General features: G+C 72.4%; 13 protein-coding genes. 6 read left to right on the top strand and 7 right to left on the bottom strand.

Annotation, left to right across the window (positions count from 1 at the left end):
* The first annotated feature begins 51 nt into the window (after positions 1-51).
* The 4 genes from ACZ59A_RS30870 (at position 52) to ACZ59A_RS30855 (ending at position 3,038) form a co-directional block, all read left to right on the top strand.
* The gene (locus tag ACZ59A_RS30870; RefSeq protein ID WP_470965301.1) at positions 52-1,005 is read left to right on the top strand and encodes an iron-containing redox enzyme family protein; all 954 of its coding nucleotides are present in this window, start codon (positions 52-54) and stop codon (positions 1,003-1,005) included.
* Between the two features lie 11 nt (positions 1,006-1,016).
* Positions 1,017-1,973 carry a fatty acid desaturase family protein gene (locus ACZ59A_RS30865; RefSeq protein WP_470965298.1) on the top strand — a complete coding sequence of 319 codons (957 nt, stop codon included), beginning with the start codon at positions 1,017-1,019 and terminating at the stop codon, positions 1,971-1,973.
* The gene (locus ACZ59A_RS30860) at positions 1,970-2,359 is read left to right on the top strand and encodes a hypothetical protein (protein ID WP_470965295.1); all 390 of its coding nucleotides are present in this window, start codon (positions 1,970-1,972) and stop codon (positions 2,357-2,359) included. The genes ACZ59A_RS30865 and ACZ59A_RS30860 overlap by 4 nt, the downstream gene beginning before the upstream one ends.
* A gap of 100 nt (positions 2,360-2,459) precedes the next feature.
* Positions 2,460-3,038: a nitroreductase family protein gene (locus ACZ59A_RS30855; RefSeq protein ID WP_470965291.1), complete on the top strand. Its 579-nt coding sequence runs from the start codon at positions 2,460-2,462 to the stop codon at positions 3,036-3,038.
* On the opposite strand, the gene ACZ59A_RS30850 is transcribed toward ACZ59A_RS30855, so the two are convergent.
* Positions 3,027-3,224 carry a DUF4236 domain-containing protein gene (locus ACZ59A_RS30850; RefSeq protein ID WP_470965288.1) on the bottom strand — a complete coding sequence of 66 codons (198 nt, stop codon included), beginning with the start codon at positions 3,222-3,224 and terminating at the stop codon, positions 3,027-3,029. The two genes, ACZ59A_RS30855 and ACZ59A_RS30850, sit on opposite strands and share 12 nt — an antisense overlap.
* Before the next feature lie 168 nt (positions 3,225-3,392).
* Between ACZ59A_RS30850 and ACZ59A_RS30845 the strand changes: the two genes are divergently transcribed.
* Together ACZ59A_RS30845 and ACZ59A_RS30840 are read left to right on the top strand one after the other, a co-directional pair.
* A complete protein-coding gene (locus tag ACZ59A_RS30845) occupies positions 3,393-8,021 on the top strand; it encodes a hypothetical protein (RefSeq protein ID WP_470965285.1) in 4,629 nt (1,542 codons plus the stop codon).
* Positions 8,018-8,680: a hypothetical protein gene (locus ACZ59A_RS30840; protein ID WP_470965282.1), complete on the top strand. Its 663-nt coding sequence runs from the start codon at positions 8,018-8,020 to the stop codon at positions 8,678-8,680. Before ACZ59A_RS30845 ends, ACZ59A_RS30840 begins: the two co-directional genes overlap by 4 nt.
* On the opposite strand, the gene ACZ59A_RS30835 is transcribed toward ACZ59A_RS30840, so the two are convergent.
* The 6 genes from ACZ59A_RS30835 to ACZ59A_RS30810 are packed head-to-tail and all read right to left on the bottom strand — an operon-like array spanning position 8,668 to position 16,657.
* The gene (locus ACZ59A_RS30835; protein ID WP_470965278.1) at positions 8,668-8,961 is read right to left on the bottom strand and encodes a hypothetical protein; all 294 of its coding nucleotides are present in this window, start codon (positions 8,959-8,961) and stop codon (positions 8,668-8,670) included. The genes ACZ59A_RS30840 and ACZ59A_RS30835 overlap by 13 nt on opposite strands.
* Before the next feature lie 5 nt (positions 8,962-8,966).
* A complete protein-coding gene (locus tag ACZ59A_RS30830; protein WP_470965276.1) occupies positions 8,967-11,090 on the bottom strand; it encodes an ATP-binding protein in 2,124 nt (707 codons plus the stop codon).
* A 5-nt stretch (positions 11,091-11,095) separates the two neighbouring features.
* Positions 11,096-12,952, bottom strand: coding sequence for a hypothetical protein (locus ACZ59A_RS30825; protein WP_470965272.1), 1,857 nt, complete (start codon positions 12,950-12,952; stop codon positions 11,096-11,098).
* On the bottom strand, positions 12,949-13,497 hold the full coding sequence (locus ACZ59A_RS30820; RefSeq protein ID WP_470965269.1) for a hypothetical protein: 549 nt from the start codon (positions 13,495-13,497) through the stop codon (positions 12,949-12,951). The genes ACZ59A_RS30825 and ACZ59A_RS30820 overlap by 4 nt, the downstream gene beginning before the upstream one ends.
* A 2-nt stretch (positions 13,498-13,499) precedes the next feature.
* Positions 13,500-14,636: a hypothetical protein gene (locus tag ACZ59A_RS30815; protein WP_470965266.1), complete on the bottom strand. Its 1,137-nt coding sequence runs from the start codon at positions 14,634-14,636 to the stop codon at positions 13,500-13,502.
* Positions 14,633-16,657, bottom strand: coding sequence for a hypothetical protein (locus tag ACZ59A_RS30810; RefSeq protein ID WP_470965262.1), 2,025 nt, complete (start codon positions 16,655-16,657; stop codon positions 14,633-14,635). Before ACZ59A_RS30810 ends, ACZ59A_RS30815 begins: the two co-directional genes overlap by 4 nt.
* Positions 16,658-16,659: the final 2 nt, after the last annotated feature.

Raw genomic sequence — 16,659 nt, 5'->3', positions numbered from 1 at the left:
GCCCGAGGCGCCGGGCTCACGGCGCTCAACTCAAGGAAGGAAACACCGCACATGACGCTCACCACTTTCCGTGACGCGCCCACCGCAACGTTCGCCGACCAGCTCAGCTCGGCCTTCCCCGACCACGGCACCCCCGATCCGCGGACCCGGCTGTCCCTGCTGGGGCGGCTGCACCAGCACTACGTGGCCTACATGGCCGGGCCGGAAGAGTTCGCGACCGTTCCCCGGCTCAACACCGACCCGCAGATCACCGCCATCGAGGACGCCTGGCTCGCCTGGGAGGACGCCCAGGTCGACACCGCGGATCTGCCCACCGACGGAGCCGCCTTCCACGACTGGTTCCTCTCGGTCGCGGACGCCCATACGCAGCCGGAGTTCTGCGACTACCTGGCCCACGAGGCGAACCTGGAGGAGATGGCCCTCTTCTTCATGGGCGAAGAACTCGTCGACAGCAAGTTCGACGACCTCATGGCCATGGTCCAGATCGGCACCGAGGGCCACACCAAGCTCACCATCGCGGAAAACTACTGGGACGAGATGGGCGAGGGCGACATCAACGGCGTCCACACCCGCATGTTCGAACACTCGGCCGTCTACATGCGCGACCGCCTGGACAAAGCCGGTGTCGACCGCAGTCAGCTGTACTGCCCCGAGGCCTATGAGAACGCCTGCCTGCTGCTGATGTACGGGATCCACCGCCATCTCAACCCCCGCGCCCTGGGCGCGATGGGGGTCCTGGAGCAGAGTGCCTCACCCCGTTTCCAGGCCATGGTCGACGGCTGCGACCGGCTGGGAGTGCCCTCCGACGTCATCGACTACCAGCGCGTCCATGTCCATGTGGACGCCGACCACGGCGCCGAATGGTTCGAAGGCGTCTTCATACCGCTCGTCGACCGCTCCCCCGCCCTTCTGCGGGCGATCTCCCTCGGCGTGGCCACCCGCGTCCGCGTGGCCAATGGCTACTACCGGCACATCTGGCAGGCCATGCGCGCCCTCCGCGACTGAAGGGACCTGAGATGTCCGCCCCCTCTCCAGCACAGCCCCGGCTTCTGTTCCAGAAGGCCCGGGTCGCCCGGCGGGACGAAGCCGTCTTCCTCGCCAAGCTCCTCGTGGCCCTCGGCCTGGCGGGCCTGGCCGGATACCTCGCCCTCGCTCCTTCGCTGCCCGTCGCACTCGCCGGATCGGTTCTGCTCGGCGCCGTCTACACGCACATGGTCGAACTCCAGCACCAGTGCCTGCACCACTCGGCGTTCCGCGCCGCAAAGCCCCACAGGCTCATCGGCATTCCGCTGGGCGTCCCCCTGCTGGTGTCCTACAGCCACTACCGGGTCCGCCATCTGCAGCACCACCGTTACCTCGGCACACCGCAGGACTCCGAATTCTTCGGCTTCGACACCCGCAAACCGCTCACCTGGGGCCTGCTGCTGCGCGGGCTCCTGGACTACCCGCGTCTCCTCACCGTCCTCAAGGAAATCGGCCAGAGCTACACCGGCCGCTGGACCTACGATCTGGGGCAGATAGCCGAACGCCGCCGCCGGGACATCATCGCCGAATACCGGCTGCTGGGAGTGGTCCTGGCCGGTGCGGCCGCCGTGGCCCTGGCCGGGTACGGGGACCTCCTGCTGCGGCTGTGGATGGTGCCGCTGCTGTTCGCCATTCCGATGCACTTCCTGGTCGAACTGCCCGAACATCTGCTGTGCGACAGCGACACCACCGATGTGCTGCACAACACCCGCTCCATCCGCGGCAGTCGGCTGACCACCTGGTTCACCAACGGCAACAACCTGCACATCGAGCACCACGCGGCGATGACCGTGCCGATCAACCGGCTGCCGGAGCGGCATGCCGAGGCCCGGGAGCACGCCGCCCATGTCGAGCGCAGCTATCTCGACTTCTTCAGGAAGACGGCCGCGGCCGCCCAGCACAATCTGAGGAAGACGCCCGAGCCTCACACCCCGGGGAGCTGGCGATGACCGTTGCCGTTGCCCGGGTCCGGCCCGCCACGATGAGCGTGCAGGGCTCCGCCATCCATCACGCACGGCTTCTGATCAACGATGTCGTCCCCGACGCCGTCCGCGTCTCCTGCGTCGACGACATCATCCGCATCGAGGCGCCCGAAGCCGATCTCCGCATCCAGCTGCGGCCCACCCCAATGGGAGACGGCACGGTGCTGAGCTTCTGCGCCACGTTCCGGGAGAACAAGCCCGCGGGCGGCACCTGGTGGTCCAGCTGGGAAACGGAGGTCCACGCCCCGCCGCACAGCCACCACGTGGGCGAGATCATCGCCGACGAGATCCGGCGAAGCCGTACCTCGTTCGCCCATGCCCTCCCCGATCCGGTACACGCCGAACCCGGCTGAAACGCTCCGAAGGCAGGCTGCCCGCCCCGTACAGCCGTCCGGCGCGGGCAGCCTGCCTTCGCACGCGTCCGGCGGCCTCCGACCAGGAAGCAGCGACGACATGGAACTGACCGAAGCAGTCCTCACCCGCCGAAGCCAGCAGCGGCTGACGGATCCCGCACCGGACGACGAGCAGTTCACCCAGCTCCTCAGGACGGCCTCCGCCGCGCCGGACCACGGACGGCTGCGGCCCTGGCGGTGGGTCCTCCTCCGGGGCGGGCAGCGCCACGCGCTGGGACGGGCCCTGGCCACGGCGGGCCCCGACGACGCACGGGCCCGCGCGGCGCTCAAGCCCTTGCGCGCGCCCCTGCTCGCCTCGATCGTCTTCGTCCCCCGGCAGCACACCAGAGTTCCGCGGTGGGAGCAGCTCGCCGCGACCGCGGCGCTGGTGCACTGCCTGGAACTACTGCTCCACGATCATGGCTGGGGAAGCATCTGGCGCACCGGGCAGGGGCTGGAGTCCCCCGCGGTGTACCACGCGTTGCACCTCCGGCCCGGCGAACAGCTGCTCGGCTGGCTGTACATCGGCACCCCGCACCCGCACCGCTCGACGGCGCCGAAGGCGGTGGGCGACGTACAGGACACCGTCACACGTCTCGGCGTGCCGGGCGTCCCGGTCGAGGGCACGTCAGCGGCGTGAGCCGGTCTTGGTGGTCTTGCGGTAGCCGAAGGGGCCGGGCAGGTCCACCGAGGTCGTCCTGCGGCCGGTGGAGGAGTAGGTGCGCTTGGCGTCGCCCTTTCCGACCGTGACGGAAACGGACTTGCGGTTGATGTTGAGCCGGACGCCGGGAAGTATGCGGAAGCTCTTGCGGAAGGTGACGGGCACGACAACTCCTTTCCTCGTTCTCCGCGTTCCCCGCGGGCCCGTGGTTACGCGGCCCGGGCGGCTGGAGACGCCTCGGGAACAGCTTCGGGGACAGGTGGGTGACGGCCTCGTCACGCCCGTGCTGCCACCCTTCACCAGCAAGAATGTGCCGTGGGAAGGGTTCGTCCGATGCCACCGCCAAAGGCTCTCGCGCTGCGGCCGCGGGCGGCGAAGAAGGCTCCCGCCCCGGCACAGGAGCGGCCGGACGCGACCGGCCCCGCACACTCCCCGTTCCCTCCGTCCAACGCCGCGGTATCGGTGGCGTTGACCGGCGGGCGCGGACCGGCGCCGCGTCCGCCGCTGCCGGCCAAGCCGCCGCCCGCCGGGCAGAACACGGTCGGCAATGGCGCGGTCGCGGCTGCCCGCCGCGCCGAGCCCGCCGACCGGCGGCCGCCCGCGCCCGAACCGGCACCAGCGCCGGTGGAGGCGGAGGCCGCCGCGGCGTCCGGCGGCGGGCCGGACGCGCCGGAGGTGACGGCACGGCCCGGGCCGGAAGCGGATCCGAAGTTCGCGGCGCTGAAGAAGGACGTACGGCGCAAGAAGCGCTCCGTGGCGGCCTCGCACCCGCCTCCGAGGACCGAAGCGGCGGCGGCACAGGACGCGGCCCTGCCGCCCAAGGACGACGAAGAGGCGCAGGGCAAGACCGCCAACGCCGAGAAGATGAACGAGGCCGAGCCGAAGGAGTTCGACAAGGGCGCGTTCATCAGGGCGGTCGAGAAGGCGATCGCCGAGAAGGCGCCGAAGAACCTGGACGAGGCGGACAAGTTCGCCGACTCCGGCAAGGCCGACGAGGTACGGGCGGAGGTGCAGGGCCAGGTCGGTCAGGGCAGGACGGACTCGGCCGAGCAGATCGCCACGACGACCGCGGCGCCGCCGGACACCTCGGCGGCGGTGCCCAAGGAGGTCGTCCCGCTGGCCGCCGACCGGCCGCCCGGGACCCCGGGGGCGCCGAACCCGGCGGACGCCGTACCGGACAGGCTGCCGCCGTCCGCCACCGACATGTCCGCGGGGCCTGCCCAGGTCGACCAGCGGATGGCGGACGCACAGGTCACCGAGGCGCAGCTGCAGAAGTCCAACGAGCCTACGTTCAAGGGCGCGTTGGGCGAGAAGAAGGCCGCCGAACGGCATTCCTCGGCGGCCCCGGGACGGCTGCGGAAGCACGAGGCGGGCCAGCTGCGCGCGTCCACCGCGCGGGCGAAGCGGCTCGGCGCCGCGGCCATGGGCGCGATGGGCGCCCAGCGGGTGCGCACCGGGCAGCAGGTCGGCGCGGGCAAGTCCGGTGCCAAGGGCCGGGACGAGGACAAGCGGGCCCAGGTCACGGCGACCCTGCAAGGCGTCTTCGACACGATGAAGAAGGACGTCGAGACCATCCTCGACGGCCTCGACAAGCTGGTCGACGACCAGTTCGGCAGAGGTGAGAAGGCAGCACGGGACGACTTCACCGCCGAGCACAAGCGGAAGATGGAGGAGTACAAGGACCGGCGGTACTCGGGCGCGACAGGCAAACTGCGCTGGGTGCGGGACCTGTTCGCGGGGCTGCCCGCGGAAGCCGACAAGATCTTCGACGAGGCCCGCGCCCACTACGTCCGCCGGATGCGGCAGGTGATCTCCGATGTCGCGGACACCATCGGCGCGGAGCTGAACCGGGCGAAGCGGCGCATCGCCGAGGGCCGGGGCGAGTTGCAGGCCGCGGTACGGGCGCTCCCGGCCGACCTGCGGTCCATCGGGCAGCAGGCGGCCGCCGAGTTCACCGACAGGTTCGACGAACTCACCCAGGCCGTGGACGACAAGGGCACCCAGCTCGTCGACACGCTGGCCACCAAGTACACCGATGCGCTGAAGTCGGTCGACGACGAGATCGCCGCGGAGAAGGAGAAGAACAAGGGCCTCGTGGCCAAGGCCGTGAGCGCGGTCAAGGCCGTGATCAACACCATCCTGGAGCTGAAGCGGCTGCTGCTGTCGGTCCTCGCCAAGGCCGCGTCGGCGGTCATGCTGATCCTCAAGGATCCGATCGGCTTCCTGCGCAATCTGGTCTCGGCCGTCGGCGCCGGTCTCAAGCAGTTCCTGGCGAACATCGGCCGCCATCTGCAGCAGGGCATCCTGTCGTGGCTGTTGGGAAAGACGGCCGAGGCGGGCATCGAGGTGCCGTCGAAGTTCGACGTGCGGGGCGTCCTGCGGATGCTCGCCTCGGTGCTCGGGCTGACCTGGCAGAACATCCGCGCGCGGATCGTCCGCAAGGTACCGAAGATGGAACCGGCGGTCGCCGCGGCCGAGACGTCGGTGCCGCTGGTCGCGGAGGTCCGCAAGCGGGGCGTCGCGGGAATGTGGGACGACCTCAAGGCGCGCGTGGGCGACCTGAAGAAGGAGCTGCTCGACAAGGTCATCGCGTATGTGACGCCCACGATCATCGAGGCCGGGATCATGTGGGTGCTCTCGCTGCTCAACCCCGCTTCCGCGTTTGTGCGGGCGGTGAAACTGATCATCGACATCGTGCGCTTCATCGTCACCCAGGCGCGCCAGATCTTCGAGTTCGTGAACGCCGTGCTGGACGCGGTCATCGCCATCGCGAAGGGCGGCAGCGGCGGCGTGCCGGGCCTGATCGAACGCGCGCTGGCCCGGTCCATCCCGGTCCTGCTGGGCGTGCTGGCCGCGATCCTGGGCGTCGGTGGTATCGCCTCCCGCGTGAAGCAGATCGTCCAGGCGATGTCCAAGCCGGTGAACCGGGCGGTGGACTGGGTCATCGACAAGATCGTCGGCCTGGTGAAGAAGCTCTGGGCCAAGCTCAAGCTGACGTTCGGCAAGAAGAAGCCCAAGCCGAAGCGGCGGCCGGACCGGAAGCGGCCCGGCAGGCCGCGCCGGAGGAAGCGCCCGGACCAGCGGCGCAAACCCGGCCGGCGCAGGCCGAAGCGGAAGCGCGACCCGAAGAAGAAGCGGCCGGACAAGCGGTCCCCGGCGGACAAGAAGCGCGCCCTCGACGCCGCCGTGCGGGACGCGACGGCCCTGCTCAACGAGGAGTCGGCGACGGTCAAGTCCGTACGGCGCGGGCTCCCGGCCATCAAACGGCGGCACCACCTCACGCGGATCCGGCTCAAGAAGGTGACCGGGGACAAGTACCGCATCAAGGTGGCCATCAACCCGGAGGCGGAGACCCCGGTCGAGGACCTGGGGGACAAGTTCCCGTACAAGGTCGGCCCTGCCGAGGGCAACTTCAAGATCAGGAAGCATGGGAAGGTGGTCGACCAGCTCAACCCGATCAAGAACCTTCCCATGGCGGGGCGCGACCAGCGGACCGGCTTCGTCGTCAACATCGCGACCATTCCGAGCCAGGTGAACGCGGGCATGGCCGCCCGCTACCTCCACGACGCCTGGAAGAGCCCCGAGACCAAGCACTTCGGGCCGGTGAGCACCGCCGTCGTGATCGGCGTCAACACCTTCGAGCACCTCGACCAGAAGAACGACAGCAAGGTCCTCAACAAGGCCATCGACACGGTCAAGCGGCCGGTCAAGCTCATCATGGCCGTGTTCGGCTTCATCTGGACGCCCAAGTGGCTCCACGCCAAGGACGGCCATGAAGTCCCCATGGCGGAGGTCCGCAAGAAGTACCGGGCCCTGACCGGCGACGAGAAGCGCGTCGCCGAGAAGCAGGAGAAGGGCCTGCGCGACAAGGGCGCGCTCCCCTACGGCCTGTTCCGCGAGGAGGTGACGAACTCCTCGTACACCCGCGAGGCGACGGCCATCCTGTCGCACGCCAACGACCAGGTGCACATCCTGGGCCAGGACGCCGACACCGGGGTCGCGGTGTCCGAGACGACGGGGGTCCTGGCCGCGTACAAGCGGATTCTGGACGCGCTGGAGAGCCATCCGCAGATCACGATCGGCGGCTACCACTTCAAGGGCTTCAACTGGAGCCCGGCGGGCGACCAGCGCCCCAAGCAGCTCACGCTGCTCGCCAACGAGCTGGACCGGGCGATCCGGGTCGCCATCGGCAAGCGGTTCCCGCAGATGCTCTACCCGACCGAGCCGAACATGCTGATCAAGGCGTGGGACCGGCACCGGCCGGACGGCCTCTTCCAGAACAGCAGGCTGGGCGCCCTGCGCCGGATCCAGGGCGGGCTCTACGGGGTCGGCAGTGCGGAGGGGCGCACCCTGCGGATCCGGTACATGGAGGTCTTCGGCGAGGAGCTGCCCATCGCCTACGCCCCCGGGGCATCCACCACCACGAGCCCGGAGCCGGGAGACCGGGACCGCGGACTGATCAGGGAACCGTCGGACGTCCAGCTGGCCGGCCGGGGCAGGATGCGGGGCAAGGGCGGCGCGGAGGAGGCCATCCGCGTCGCGCACCGGATGTACGCGCTCATCATCCAGTCGCAGTCCTACGCCAGCGCCCACACCCTCTCCCGGGAGTACTTCCACGCGAATCCCGGGCTGTCCAAGAGGCTGCGGTTCACCCTGCGGGACACGGTATTCGTCCATGTCGAGAACGTGGCGATGCTCATGGCCGACAATCCCAGGCTGACCGCGCAGAGCGCGAGCATCCAGGCGGAGCTTCAGCGGCTGTCGGAAGCCGTGGACCGGCTCGTCCGCGGCTCGGGCGGCGACCAGCGGCGCAAACAGGCCGTCCAAAGGGCCCGCGATCTGACCTCGGACATCATCAAGGCGATGACCGCCCCCGAACTGCACACCTACTGGGAGAGTGTCCGCACGGCCCTCGACGAGGCCATGAAGGACGCACCGGAGAGCGGAGGAGAGACGCGGTGAACCCGGAGACCGTCGGCAGGCTGCGGGACGAGGCGTCGCGCGACGACTACGCCTCGATGGCGCGCCTGGCGCGGGCGCTGTACGAGAGCGGGCTCGGACCGCGCGAGGTGCTGCGCGAGGCTTACGGCGCGGACTTCCCCGAAGAGGTCTTCGTCATCGTCGGCGCCGGGCTGTCCTCCCTCGACCTGCTGGCCTACTTCGCCAATCAGCCCTGGCAGCTGGCCGTCCCGCCCGAACAGGGCGGCCCCGCCGAGGTCCCCGGCCCGCTGGCCGACACCGAACTGCTGGTCCTGGCCCTGGACCCCGGTTTGGTGCCGCTGGTGCAGATCCCCGCGGCCACGTCCGCCGGGGACGACCACGTCGTGTGCTACCGGACCGAGGAACTGCGGGCGGGCCGCCCCACGGTCTTCTGCCTCCGCGCGGCGGCCTACCCGTACAGCGAGGTGCGGGACGCCGAGGCGGTGCGCTGCGGGGATTCGCTGCTCGACGTGTTGTACGAGGTGCACGCCGACGACGTCCGCCGGCTGGAGGGGGAACTGCACCAGCCGTGGAACCGGGGCGCCGGGTCGGTGGACCACGGGGAGGTGGAGCAGGCGCGCGCGTCCCTGAAGCTGGTCGAGGAGTTGCGGCGTAAGACGGCCGGGCGTCAGGAGGGCTGAGCGGCCTTCGGCTTCGGTGCCACGACCGCCACCACGACCGGCGGGGGCGGGACGGGAGTCGTCCGGGCCGCCGCGCCCGCCACGGCCGCGTTGCCCACCTGGTTCTGGCCCGCCGCCAGGAGATGTTCGAGCGCGGTGGGCGACTGCGGCGACGCCACGGGGGCCGGTGCGGGGGCGGGGGCCGGGGTCTGGCGGGTGGCCGTGGCGGTGTCCTGCGGCCGGGCCGGTGGGACCGGGGCCACCAGGCGGTGCAGGGAGAGCGGGGGTTCGGTGGGCAGCATCGGCTTCACCCCTGGGTCGCGTCGTCGAGGAGGTGGGCGTGGGGGCCCAGTTCGGCCGGGCGGAGCAGGCGGGCCTCGCGCTGGAACTGGCGCGCCACGCCGCGGACGATGTGGCGCATGCCGATCGTAGCGCTGTCGCCGTCCGCTGCGGAGAGGGCGGCGGTGCGGGCCGCCGCGGTGATGCCCGCGCCGGTCATGTCGAGGCGGGCCAGGGCGTCCAGGTCCACGTCGGGGGCGAGCGGGGCCTCTTGGGGGAAGGCGACGCGCCAGAGTCTGCGGCGTTCGGCGGCGGCCGGGCGGGGGAAGTGGACGACGAAGTGGAAGCGGCGGGTGAACGCCGGGTCGATGTTGTCCTTCAGGTTGCTGGTCAGGATCACCAGGCCGTCGCTGGCCTCCAGCCGTTGCAGGAGGTAGCCGACTTCGAGGTTGGCGTACCGGTCGGTGCCGTGCTTGACCTCGCCGCGCTTGCCGAACAGGGCGTCGGCCTCGTCGAAGAGCAGCACCGCGTGGCTCTCCTCGGCCTGCCGGAACGCGGTCTCCATGTTCTTCTCCGTCTCCCCCACCCATTTGGAGACGACCTGGGCGAGGTCCACCTTGAGCAGTTCCAGGCCCAGCATGCCGGTGACGATCTCGGCGGACATGGTCTTGCCCGTTCCGGGCTCTCCGGTGAAGAGCGCCTTGACTCCGCCGTGCCCCGTGCGGCGGGCGAAGCCCCAGCTCTCGGCGATCCGGGGCCAGGCGCGGAAGGCCGAGGCGATCTCCAGGATCTGGCGGAACTGGACGTCGGGCAGGACCAGGTCGTCGACGGTGCGGCGGGGCACGATGGAGTGGACGGCGCTGCCGCTGCGGCCGCGGGTGACGGTGGCGATGGCGGGCTCGACGTGGTCGGCGACCGGCTCCGGGTGTCCGTTTCCGGCCACGCGCGCCCCGGCGTCCGCGACCGCGGCGACGGCGCGCAGTTCGCCGCCGCTCATCCGGTACCGGACGGCGAGGTCTTCGAGGAGCGGCCCGTCCAGATCCGGGAGCGCGGCCGACCACATCGCCCGGCGGTCGGTGAACCCCGGTGCGGGCACGGTGAGTTCGGCGTAGGCGCGCGCGGCGAGCAGCCCCGCGGGGCGCCAGGGCTTCAGGCCGGTCAGGCACACCGGCACGCGGGAGCGCAGCAGGGCGGCGCAGAGCGCGTCGGCGTGGGGCCGCCGCTGCTCGCCGTGCAGGTCGTCGGTGGGGATCCACAGCACCGCGCCCAGCGCGGCGGCCGTCCGCAGCTCCGCTTCGGGATCGATGGCGTCGGCGGCCAGGGTACGCAGCGGTGCCTGCGCGGCCCGGGCCAGCGCCTGGGCGGCGTCGAGCTGGCCGTCGGGCGGGCAGCCCCACAGCCCGGCCAGGTCGATGTCGCCGGAGCCGAGGGCGCGGCCCAGCCGGGTGAGCCGGTCCGAGGACAGGTGCGGGGACAGGACGCGCCGTTCGGGCGGGGCGACCTCGCCGGGGTCGTGGCCGAGGAGTCCGACGTCGCCGCCCCAGCCCAGCAGGAAGTCCAGCACTCCGGGGCCGAGGATCAGTTCCTGGGCCAGCTCGACGGCGGCCTCGCCGTACGCGCGCAGCAGACCGTACCGGCGCAGGGGCGCGGCCGGGCCGAGGGAGCGGCGCAGGGCGAGCCGGGCCGGAGCGCTGTCCGCGCCGGTGCCCGCGCCCACGCTCAGCAGCAGTTCGACGCTGGGGAGGCGGCGGTTCAGGTTGTCCACGATGTAGGCGTAGATCCGCTCGTAGCCGCGGTCCAGTTCGGGCGCGGCGACCAGCAGCAGCGCGTCCTGCTCCGCGCGGGTCAGGCCGAACCGGGTGGCGAGGGCGTCCAGCGGCAGGGTGGTGCCGTCGGCGGACGCGCGCCGCCGCAGGTCGCGTTCGGCGTCCGGCTCCGGCTGCCGGGGGACGTACGGTTCGGCCATGGTGTCGGTGAAGGTGTGCACCTCGCCGAGGAGTACGCCGACCTGTTCGTCGGTGACGCAGTACGGGGTGAGGTCCGGCCTGGTGAGCCGGGCCGCGAGCCGGGCCTGCCGTTCGACGGCGGCGCGCAGTGCCCGGTGGGTGTCGGCCAGCCGGATCCGCAGGTGCTCCACCGCTGATTCGCCCATATGTCTCACCCTGCCGAGAAGGTCAGGGTCCGGCCGCCCAGCCAGACCACGTCGGGCACGTCGGCGAGCAGGCCGCCGCGCAGGAGGTCCGCGTGACGCCGTCCCATCGGTACGCGGACCCGGACGGCCGCGGGCTCGAAGCGCACCGTGGCCTCCAGGTCGGCGAAGCGGTGCAGGGCCAGGAGCGGATCCGGTGTCTCGCGGTCGCGCCACAGCGTCCAGGCGACCGTGGACAGGCCGAGCGCCGCGGCCAGGGTGACGGTGCGCTCCAGCCCGCCGTCCCGCGCGAGCGGTACCGCCCGGCGCTCGGTGACCAGGGCCGTGACCAGGCCCGCGAACCGCTCGGCGTGGGCGGGCAGTTCGGCGGCGAGGCGCAGGTCCGGTGCCGTGCCCGTGGCGGTCCACAGCGGTGTGCGCCAGGGCAGCCGCGCCACCGGGTCGCCGCGCAGCGGCCGTATGCCGGTGAGGAACGGCACGCCTGCCGAGGCCAGGTCGCGCAGGGTGCCGGGCGGCAGGGGCCCGTCGCAGAGCAGTACGGCCGGCCGCCCGCACGCCTGCCAGTACGGCAGCAGCCCGGCGGCGTCCGGGGCCCAGGCGATGGGGAACATGCCCTGGGCGTCGACGAGGAGCAGCGCGTCGTCGGCGCCGGTGAGCAGGAGCGGGTCGGCGGGGTCGTGGCCGCGGCACACCGAGAGCGCCAGGACGCCGTCGAGGACCGGGAGCGCGGGGCGCGCCCGGCGGGCGAAGGCGGTCAGGTGGTCGTCGGCGACGGGTGGGCGAAGGCCCGCGAAGGCGGCCGCGGCCTCGGTGTCGCGTTCGGTGCGGCGCCAGCCCCGCGCGGTGGCGCCCAGCACTTTGTAGGCGAGGGACGCCGCGAACAGCGGTGCGTCCTCGGCGAGGTCGATGCCCACCAGGGCGGGGCCGATGGCGTCGAGGTATCCGATGCGTGCCAGGGGTCCGGCGAGGAGGAACGGCAGCGCGGACCACACCCGTACTTCGCCGCTGGTGCGCGGCGCGAGGGTGCGGCCCTCGGTCCCGGGCGGCATCGCGGTGGTATCGCCGGGCGCGCCGGGCGGCGCGGCGGCGGTGGCGGGCGGGGTGCCGGGCGGTTCGGGCGCGGGCCGGTCGGGCGGCGCGGTCAGGGTCCGGGCCAGCCGTACGGCCTCCTCGGGATCCACGGCCGCCAGGTGGGCGGCGAGTGCCCGGGGCAGGTCGGCGGGGTCGGTGCCCGCGACCGCGGTGCGCAGCGGTTCGGGCAATGTCCCGGTGGGTCCGGCGGCCCGCGCCCGCGCGAGGAGTTCGGCGAGCAGCCGGGCGGCTGTCGTGTCGTCGGCGCCGAGGAGGGCGGGCAGATACGCCCGTACGGACTCGTCCGGCAGCAGCGCGAGCAGCGCGTCCAGTTCGCCGCGCTCGGCGAGTTCGGCGAAGAGCGCGGCGGCGCTCGGGGCGGTCCACGGGTCGGGCGCCGCCGCGAAGGACTCCTCGAAGGACACGGCGCCGGTGTCTGTGTCGGCGTCCGCAGCGGCGTCGGGCGGGTCGGCGGGGATCTCCACGACCGGCACGGGCGCGAAGTGGACCTCGACGGGCGGCCCGCCGCTCGTCGCCCGGCCGGGACCGGCCATCCGGCCGGGCCGGACGGTGACGGTCAGCGGTTCGGTGATCTCCACGTCGGGTCCGTCGGCCGCCAGCCGCTCGGCGAAGTGGTCCGCCAGCAGCTCCGGGAGGGAGTCCACGACGTGGCGGACCAGACCGCGCGGATCGGGTCCCCAGCTCCACCCACCGCGCCGGACCACCGTCACGGTGCATCGGTGCACCGTGATGTCGCCGGTCTCGCCGGTGTCCGGCGCGGTGGGGGTGCTCACGTCACCTTCACCATCCCCAGGTGGCCCGTCCAGCCCGCCGCGAGCACCAGCACCCCGTGCACACTGCCCGCGACGAGGGTGACCGGCAGTTTCGTCTGGGTCTGCTGGGCGGCGATCTCCCCGGCGAGCACATGGGTGTTCTGCTCGTCGGACACCAGGGCGACCACGGGTGTGGGGCGTGCCACGGCGACCTGCACCGTGAGGATGAGCCCGTCCGTGGCCAGCGCGACGCCTTCGGTCCACGACGCGAGGCGCACCAGCGCCGGTTTGGGTTTGCCGTCGGTCACCTCGACGCCGAAGGCCAGCGGATCGGCGAGGGCGCCCGGTTCGTCGTCCACGGCCGCCACGGCCAGTTCCCTGGCGCTCAGCGGAAGGGTCGCGATACGGCCTTCGCCCAGGGGTACGCGCAGCGGCAGCGCGGACCCGACGAGGTCGGCCACCTCGGGAGCCGGGGCGCCGGTGCCGGTACCGGTGGCGGCGCCGGTCAGGGCCAGTGCGCCCACGACGTGGCCGGTGTCGGCCGTGTACACCACGGAAAGAGCCATCGTCAGCCACCGCCGTTCGTTGGTGCGACCGTCGCCACGACGAGGAAGTCGACCGCCCCGGGCTGTTCGACGACCTTGGCCGGGGACGCCAGGGGGTTGTACAGACGCATCCGGCACCGGACCCGCCGGTCGGCGTCCACGGTGGCCTCCACCGGGCTGTACAGCGTCGCCTCCGGCAGGGGTGGTGTGCGCGGGGTCAGCTGGACGTGGATCACGACCCGGCCGTCCGCGACCTGTTCGGGGGTGATGCCGGACGGCAGGGGCAGCAGCATCCCGTCGGTGGCGGTCCCGGAGGCCACCAGCGTGCTCCCGGCGGGCATCCGGCCGCTGAAGCTGCCCTCGATCGTCAGGTTGCCGTTGGCGGCCACGGTCATCAGCGGGGCGACAGTGCCGCTGCCCTGGTAGAGGCCGAAGACCAGGTTCGGGGTGTCGCCTCCGGACAGGACGAGCGCGGGCTTGCCCTCCTCTGCTTCCGGGCCGGTCCGCAGGGTCAGCGCGCCCGACCGGGCCGCTACGGTGTCCGCCCGCACGCCCGCGTAGCGCACCGCGACACCGCGCGCCGTGGTCCCGACGCCGCTGAAGTGGCCCTCCGTCCAGTGGACGTAGCCGAGGAGGACCAGCCAGCGGGCGGGCGGGTCGGCCGGTGGGTCGCCGATCGCGGGCGGCCGCTGCTCCGCGACCAGCCGTTCGTCGCCGCGGCGGCCGAAGAGGATCTGGTACGACTCCTCCACGCGGGTCTTGGCGGCGCTGCCGGAGCAGGAGACGGGCCCGGCCGGCTGGGCCGGTTCCCGGTCGGCGGAGGTGAGGAAGACCGGATAGGGCTCGTCCGTCAGCTGGTCCGCGCCGTTGACCTCTTCGAAGTCGCTCTCGCGCAGTACGACCGGCTCGGTGAGGACCATCTCGCGGCCGGTCCCGTCGACGGCGATGCCCGCCGAGATGCTCACCTCGGTGTAACGGGTGTTGGTCAGCGGGTCGGTGCGGGGCTCGGTGGCGAGGCCGAGCCCTTCGACGATGCCCCACTCGTGCAGATGGCGCGCGTGCCGGGCGGCGCCGCCGCGCGCGTACTCCACCGTGGCGGACAGGTCGGCGGCGGCCAGTACCTGGCCCTCGTGGAAGGCGGGACGCAGCGGGCCCGTCATGGCGTCTCACCGGGCTTCTGGGGACGGGAGCGGGGCGACCGGGTGCGTTTGACCGGGGGCTTGGGCGGCTCGCCGTCCCCACGGGCCGGTGCCTGGTCAGGCGCCGGGTCCGCCTCCCCGCCCGCGTCCGGGTCCGGGGCCGGATCCGGTGTGCCTTCGCGTTCTGCTAAGCGTTGCTCCAAGTGCGTGACCTGCGTCTCGGCGCTGCCCATGTGGGCGCGCAGGCCCTCCACGGCGGCGGTGAGGTCGGCGACCTGTGTCCTGAGCCGGGCGAGTTCCTGCATGCTGTCGGTGACTTCGCTGGGGGTCGTGTAGACCTGTTCGTGCAGCGCCTTGGGCGGTGTCTCGCCGGGGGCGGGAGTCAGCAGCAGGGACAGCATCTCCTCCAGGTCCCCGCCGCGCGGCCAGTCGCCGAGCAGTCCGTCGGCGTACGGGCGCGCCACCGGGCCCTCGGTCGGGAGCGGCAGCGTGTGGTGGACGGGCAGGGGCTCGCAGCACACGCGCTCGGCGAGTTCGCGCAGCCGGTAGAGCTTGGGCAGCCATTCGCCGTAGGCCGAGCCGCCCGGCAGCACCTGTTCCCGGGTGGCGGAGCAGACCCGTACGACATCGCAGCCGTCCAGCTCCACTTGAGCGAGCAGGACGTCGGTGTCGGTGCAGTCGCCGCACGGCGGGTTCAGCGTGGCGCATGCCGCGTCGGTCAGGAAGCGGCGCACGGCGGTGGCCAGCGTGGTGGCCGCTTGTGCGATCTGCTGTACCTCGGCGATGGTGGCCTTCTCGGTGCTGTCCGGCGGCGGGGCGGGCAGCGGTGGCGGTACGTCGGCGGCGGCGACCTCCTGGCGCAGCGCGCAGTCGGCGAGGTCGGTGGCCAGGTCCAGGCGGCACAGCAGCCACTCGCGGATCAGGCCGAGGTCCGCGCGGAACTCCACCCGCAGGGCGTGGCCGAGCGGGGTGCCCTGGGCGAGCATGCGCACTTCCAGTGGCGCGTCCGGGTCGCCCCGCTCCGGTACGACCCGGGCAGCGGTCTCGGTGACGACGGCGTGGGCGATCGCGGCGCGCAGCGGGTCGGGCCATGCGGCTTCCATATCGGCGCCGCGGAGCCGTTCGCATGCCGTGCCGAGGGCGCCGCGGGCCTCCCGCACGGTGGCGAGGTCCGGGTAGTCCTGCCTGAGCCGGTCCTGCCCGGCCGGGTCGTAGGTGTCGAAGCGGGCGACGGCGGCGGCGAGCCCGCGTACGTGCTCGGTCATCTCACGGGCCGTCGGCGGAGGCGGCGGGCTCTCTCCGCCCGCGTTCTCGCGCAGCCACGCGAAGGCGGTGGCGTAGCGCTGCGCGTCGGCGGCGTCGAAGCGGAAGGTGCGTCCGGTGCCGGTCGACGCGAGGGTGAGGGCGTCGGCGTAGTGGCCGAGCCGCCGGTCGCGGGTGCGGGCCCGGTCCGCCCGTGGGAGGTCGCCGATGTTCGCGAGAAGCCGGGTGCCGGGGTTGTGGCGGTGGTCCTCGGAGTCATCGCATTTGACGACGAAGCGGAATCCTTCCTGGACCCTGGAGGGCACGCAGCCCGGTGAGGGGCAGGGCTCCTCCGTGGCGTACGGTGCCACCGGCTCGACGGGAAGCTCCTGGTAGCGCACGTAGAGCCCGTAGCGGCGGCCGCCCTCGTCGGCGTCGTTGCCGCAGTTCTCCCCGCAGTCCACGCCGAGGGCTTGCACGCGCCGTTCCTGCACCAGGGCGGTGACGTCGACGCGTTCGGTGCAGGCGACGACGATGTCGTTCCCGGCGCAGTCGAGGGCGTGTCCGGGATGAACGGCCACGGTTCCGCCGCCGCACGGGTCGCAGGTGACGCCGAGGCCGCAGATGACGCCCGGCCCGTACAGGGACCGGTTGTGGAGTCTGCGCTTCGCCGTCGTGTACTCGACCAGCAGGCTGAGGTCGTCCTCGGTCAGCAGTTGCCCTGCGAAGAAGCGAGGACGTACGAAGGCGGAGGTCCGGGTGGCGTCGCCACCGCAGCCGCATCCGCAGTCTGTTCGCATGA

It is taken from the genome of Streptomyces sp. NPDC040405, from assembly GCF_055595765.1.
This window is presented reverse-complemented; position numbering and strand designations above follow the sequence as displayed.

Coding starts and splice junctions, on each gene's coding strand:
- ACZ59A_RS30810 (WP_470965262.1), bottom strand. CDS start 16,657: ATGCGAACAGACTGCGGATGCGGCTGCGGTGGCGACGCCACCCGGACC.
- ACZ59A_RS30870 (WP_470965301.1), top strand. CDS start 52: ATGACGCTCACCACTTTCCGTGACGCGCCCACCGCAACGTTCGCCGAC.
- ACZ59A_RS30845 (WP_470965285.1), top strand. CDS start 3,393: ATGCCACCGCCAAAGGCTCTCGCGCTGCGGCCGCGGGCGGCGAAGAAG.
- ACZ59A_RS30855 (WP_470965291.1), top strand. CDS start 2,460: ATGGAACTGACCGAAGCAGTCCTCACCCGCCGAAGCCAGCAGCGGCTG.
- ACZ59A_RS30835 (WP_470965278.1), bottom strand. CDS start 8,961: ATGCTGCCCACCGAACCCCCGCTCTCCCTGCACCGCCTGGTGGCCCCG.
- ACZ59A_RS30865 (WP_470965298.1), top strand. CDS start 1,017: ATGTCCGCCCCCTCTCCAGCACAGCCCCGGCTTCTGTTCCAGAAGGCC.
- ACZ59A_RS30820 (WP_470965269.1), bottom strand. CDS start 13,497: ATGGCTCTTTCCGTGGTGTACACGGCCGACACCGGCCACGTCGTGGGC.
- ACZ59A_RS30830 (WP_470965276.1), bottom strand. CDS start 11,090: ATGGGCGAATCAGCGGTGGAGCACCTGCGGATCCGGCTGGCCGACACC.
- ACZ59A_RS30860 (WP_470965295.1), top strand. CDS start 1,970: ATGACCGTTGCCGTTGCCCGGGTCCGGCCCGCCACGATGAGCGTGCAG.
- ACZ59A_RS30815 (WP_470965266.1), bottom strand. CDS start 14,636: ATGACGGGCCCGCTGCGTCCCGCCTTCCACGAGGGCCAGGTACTGGCC.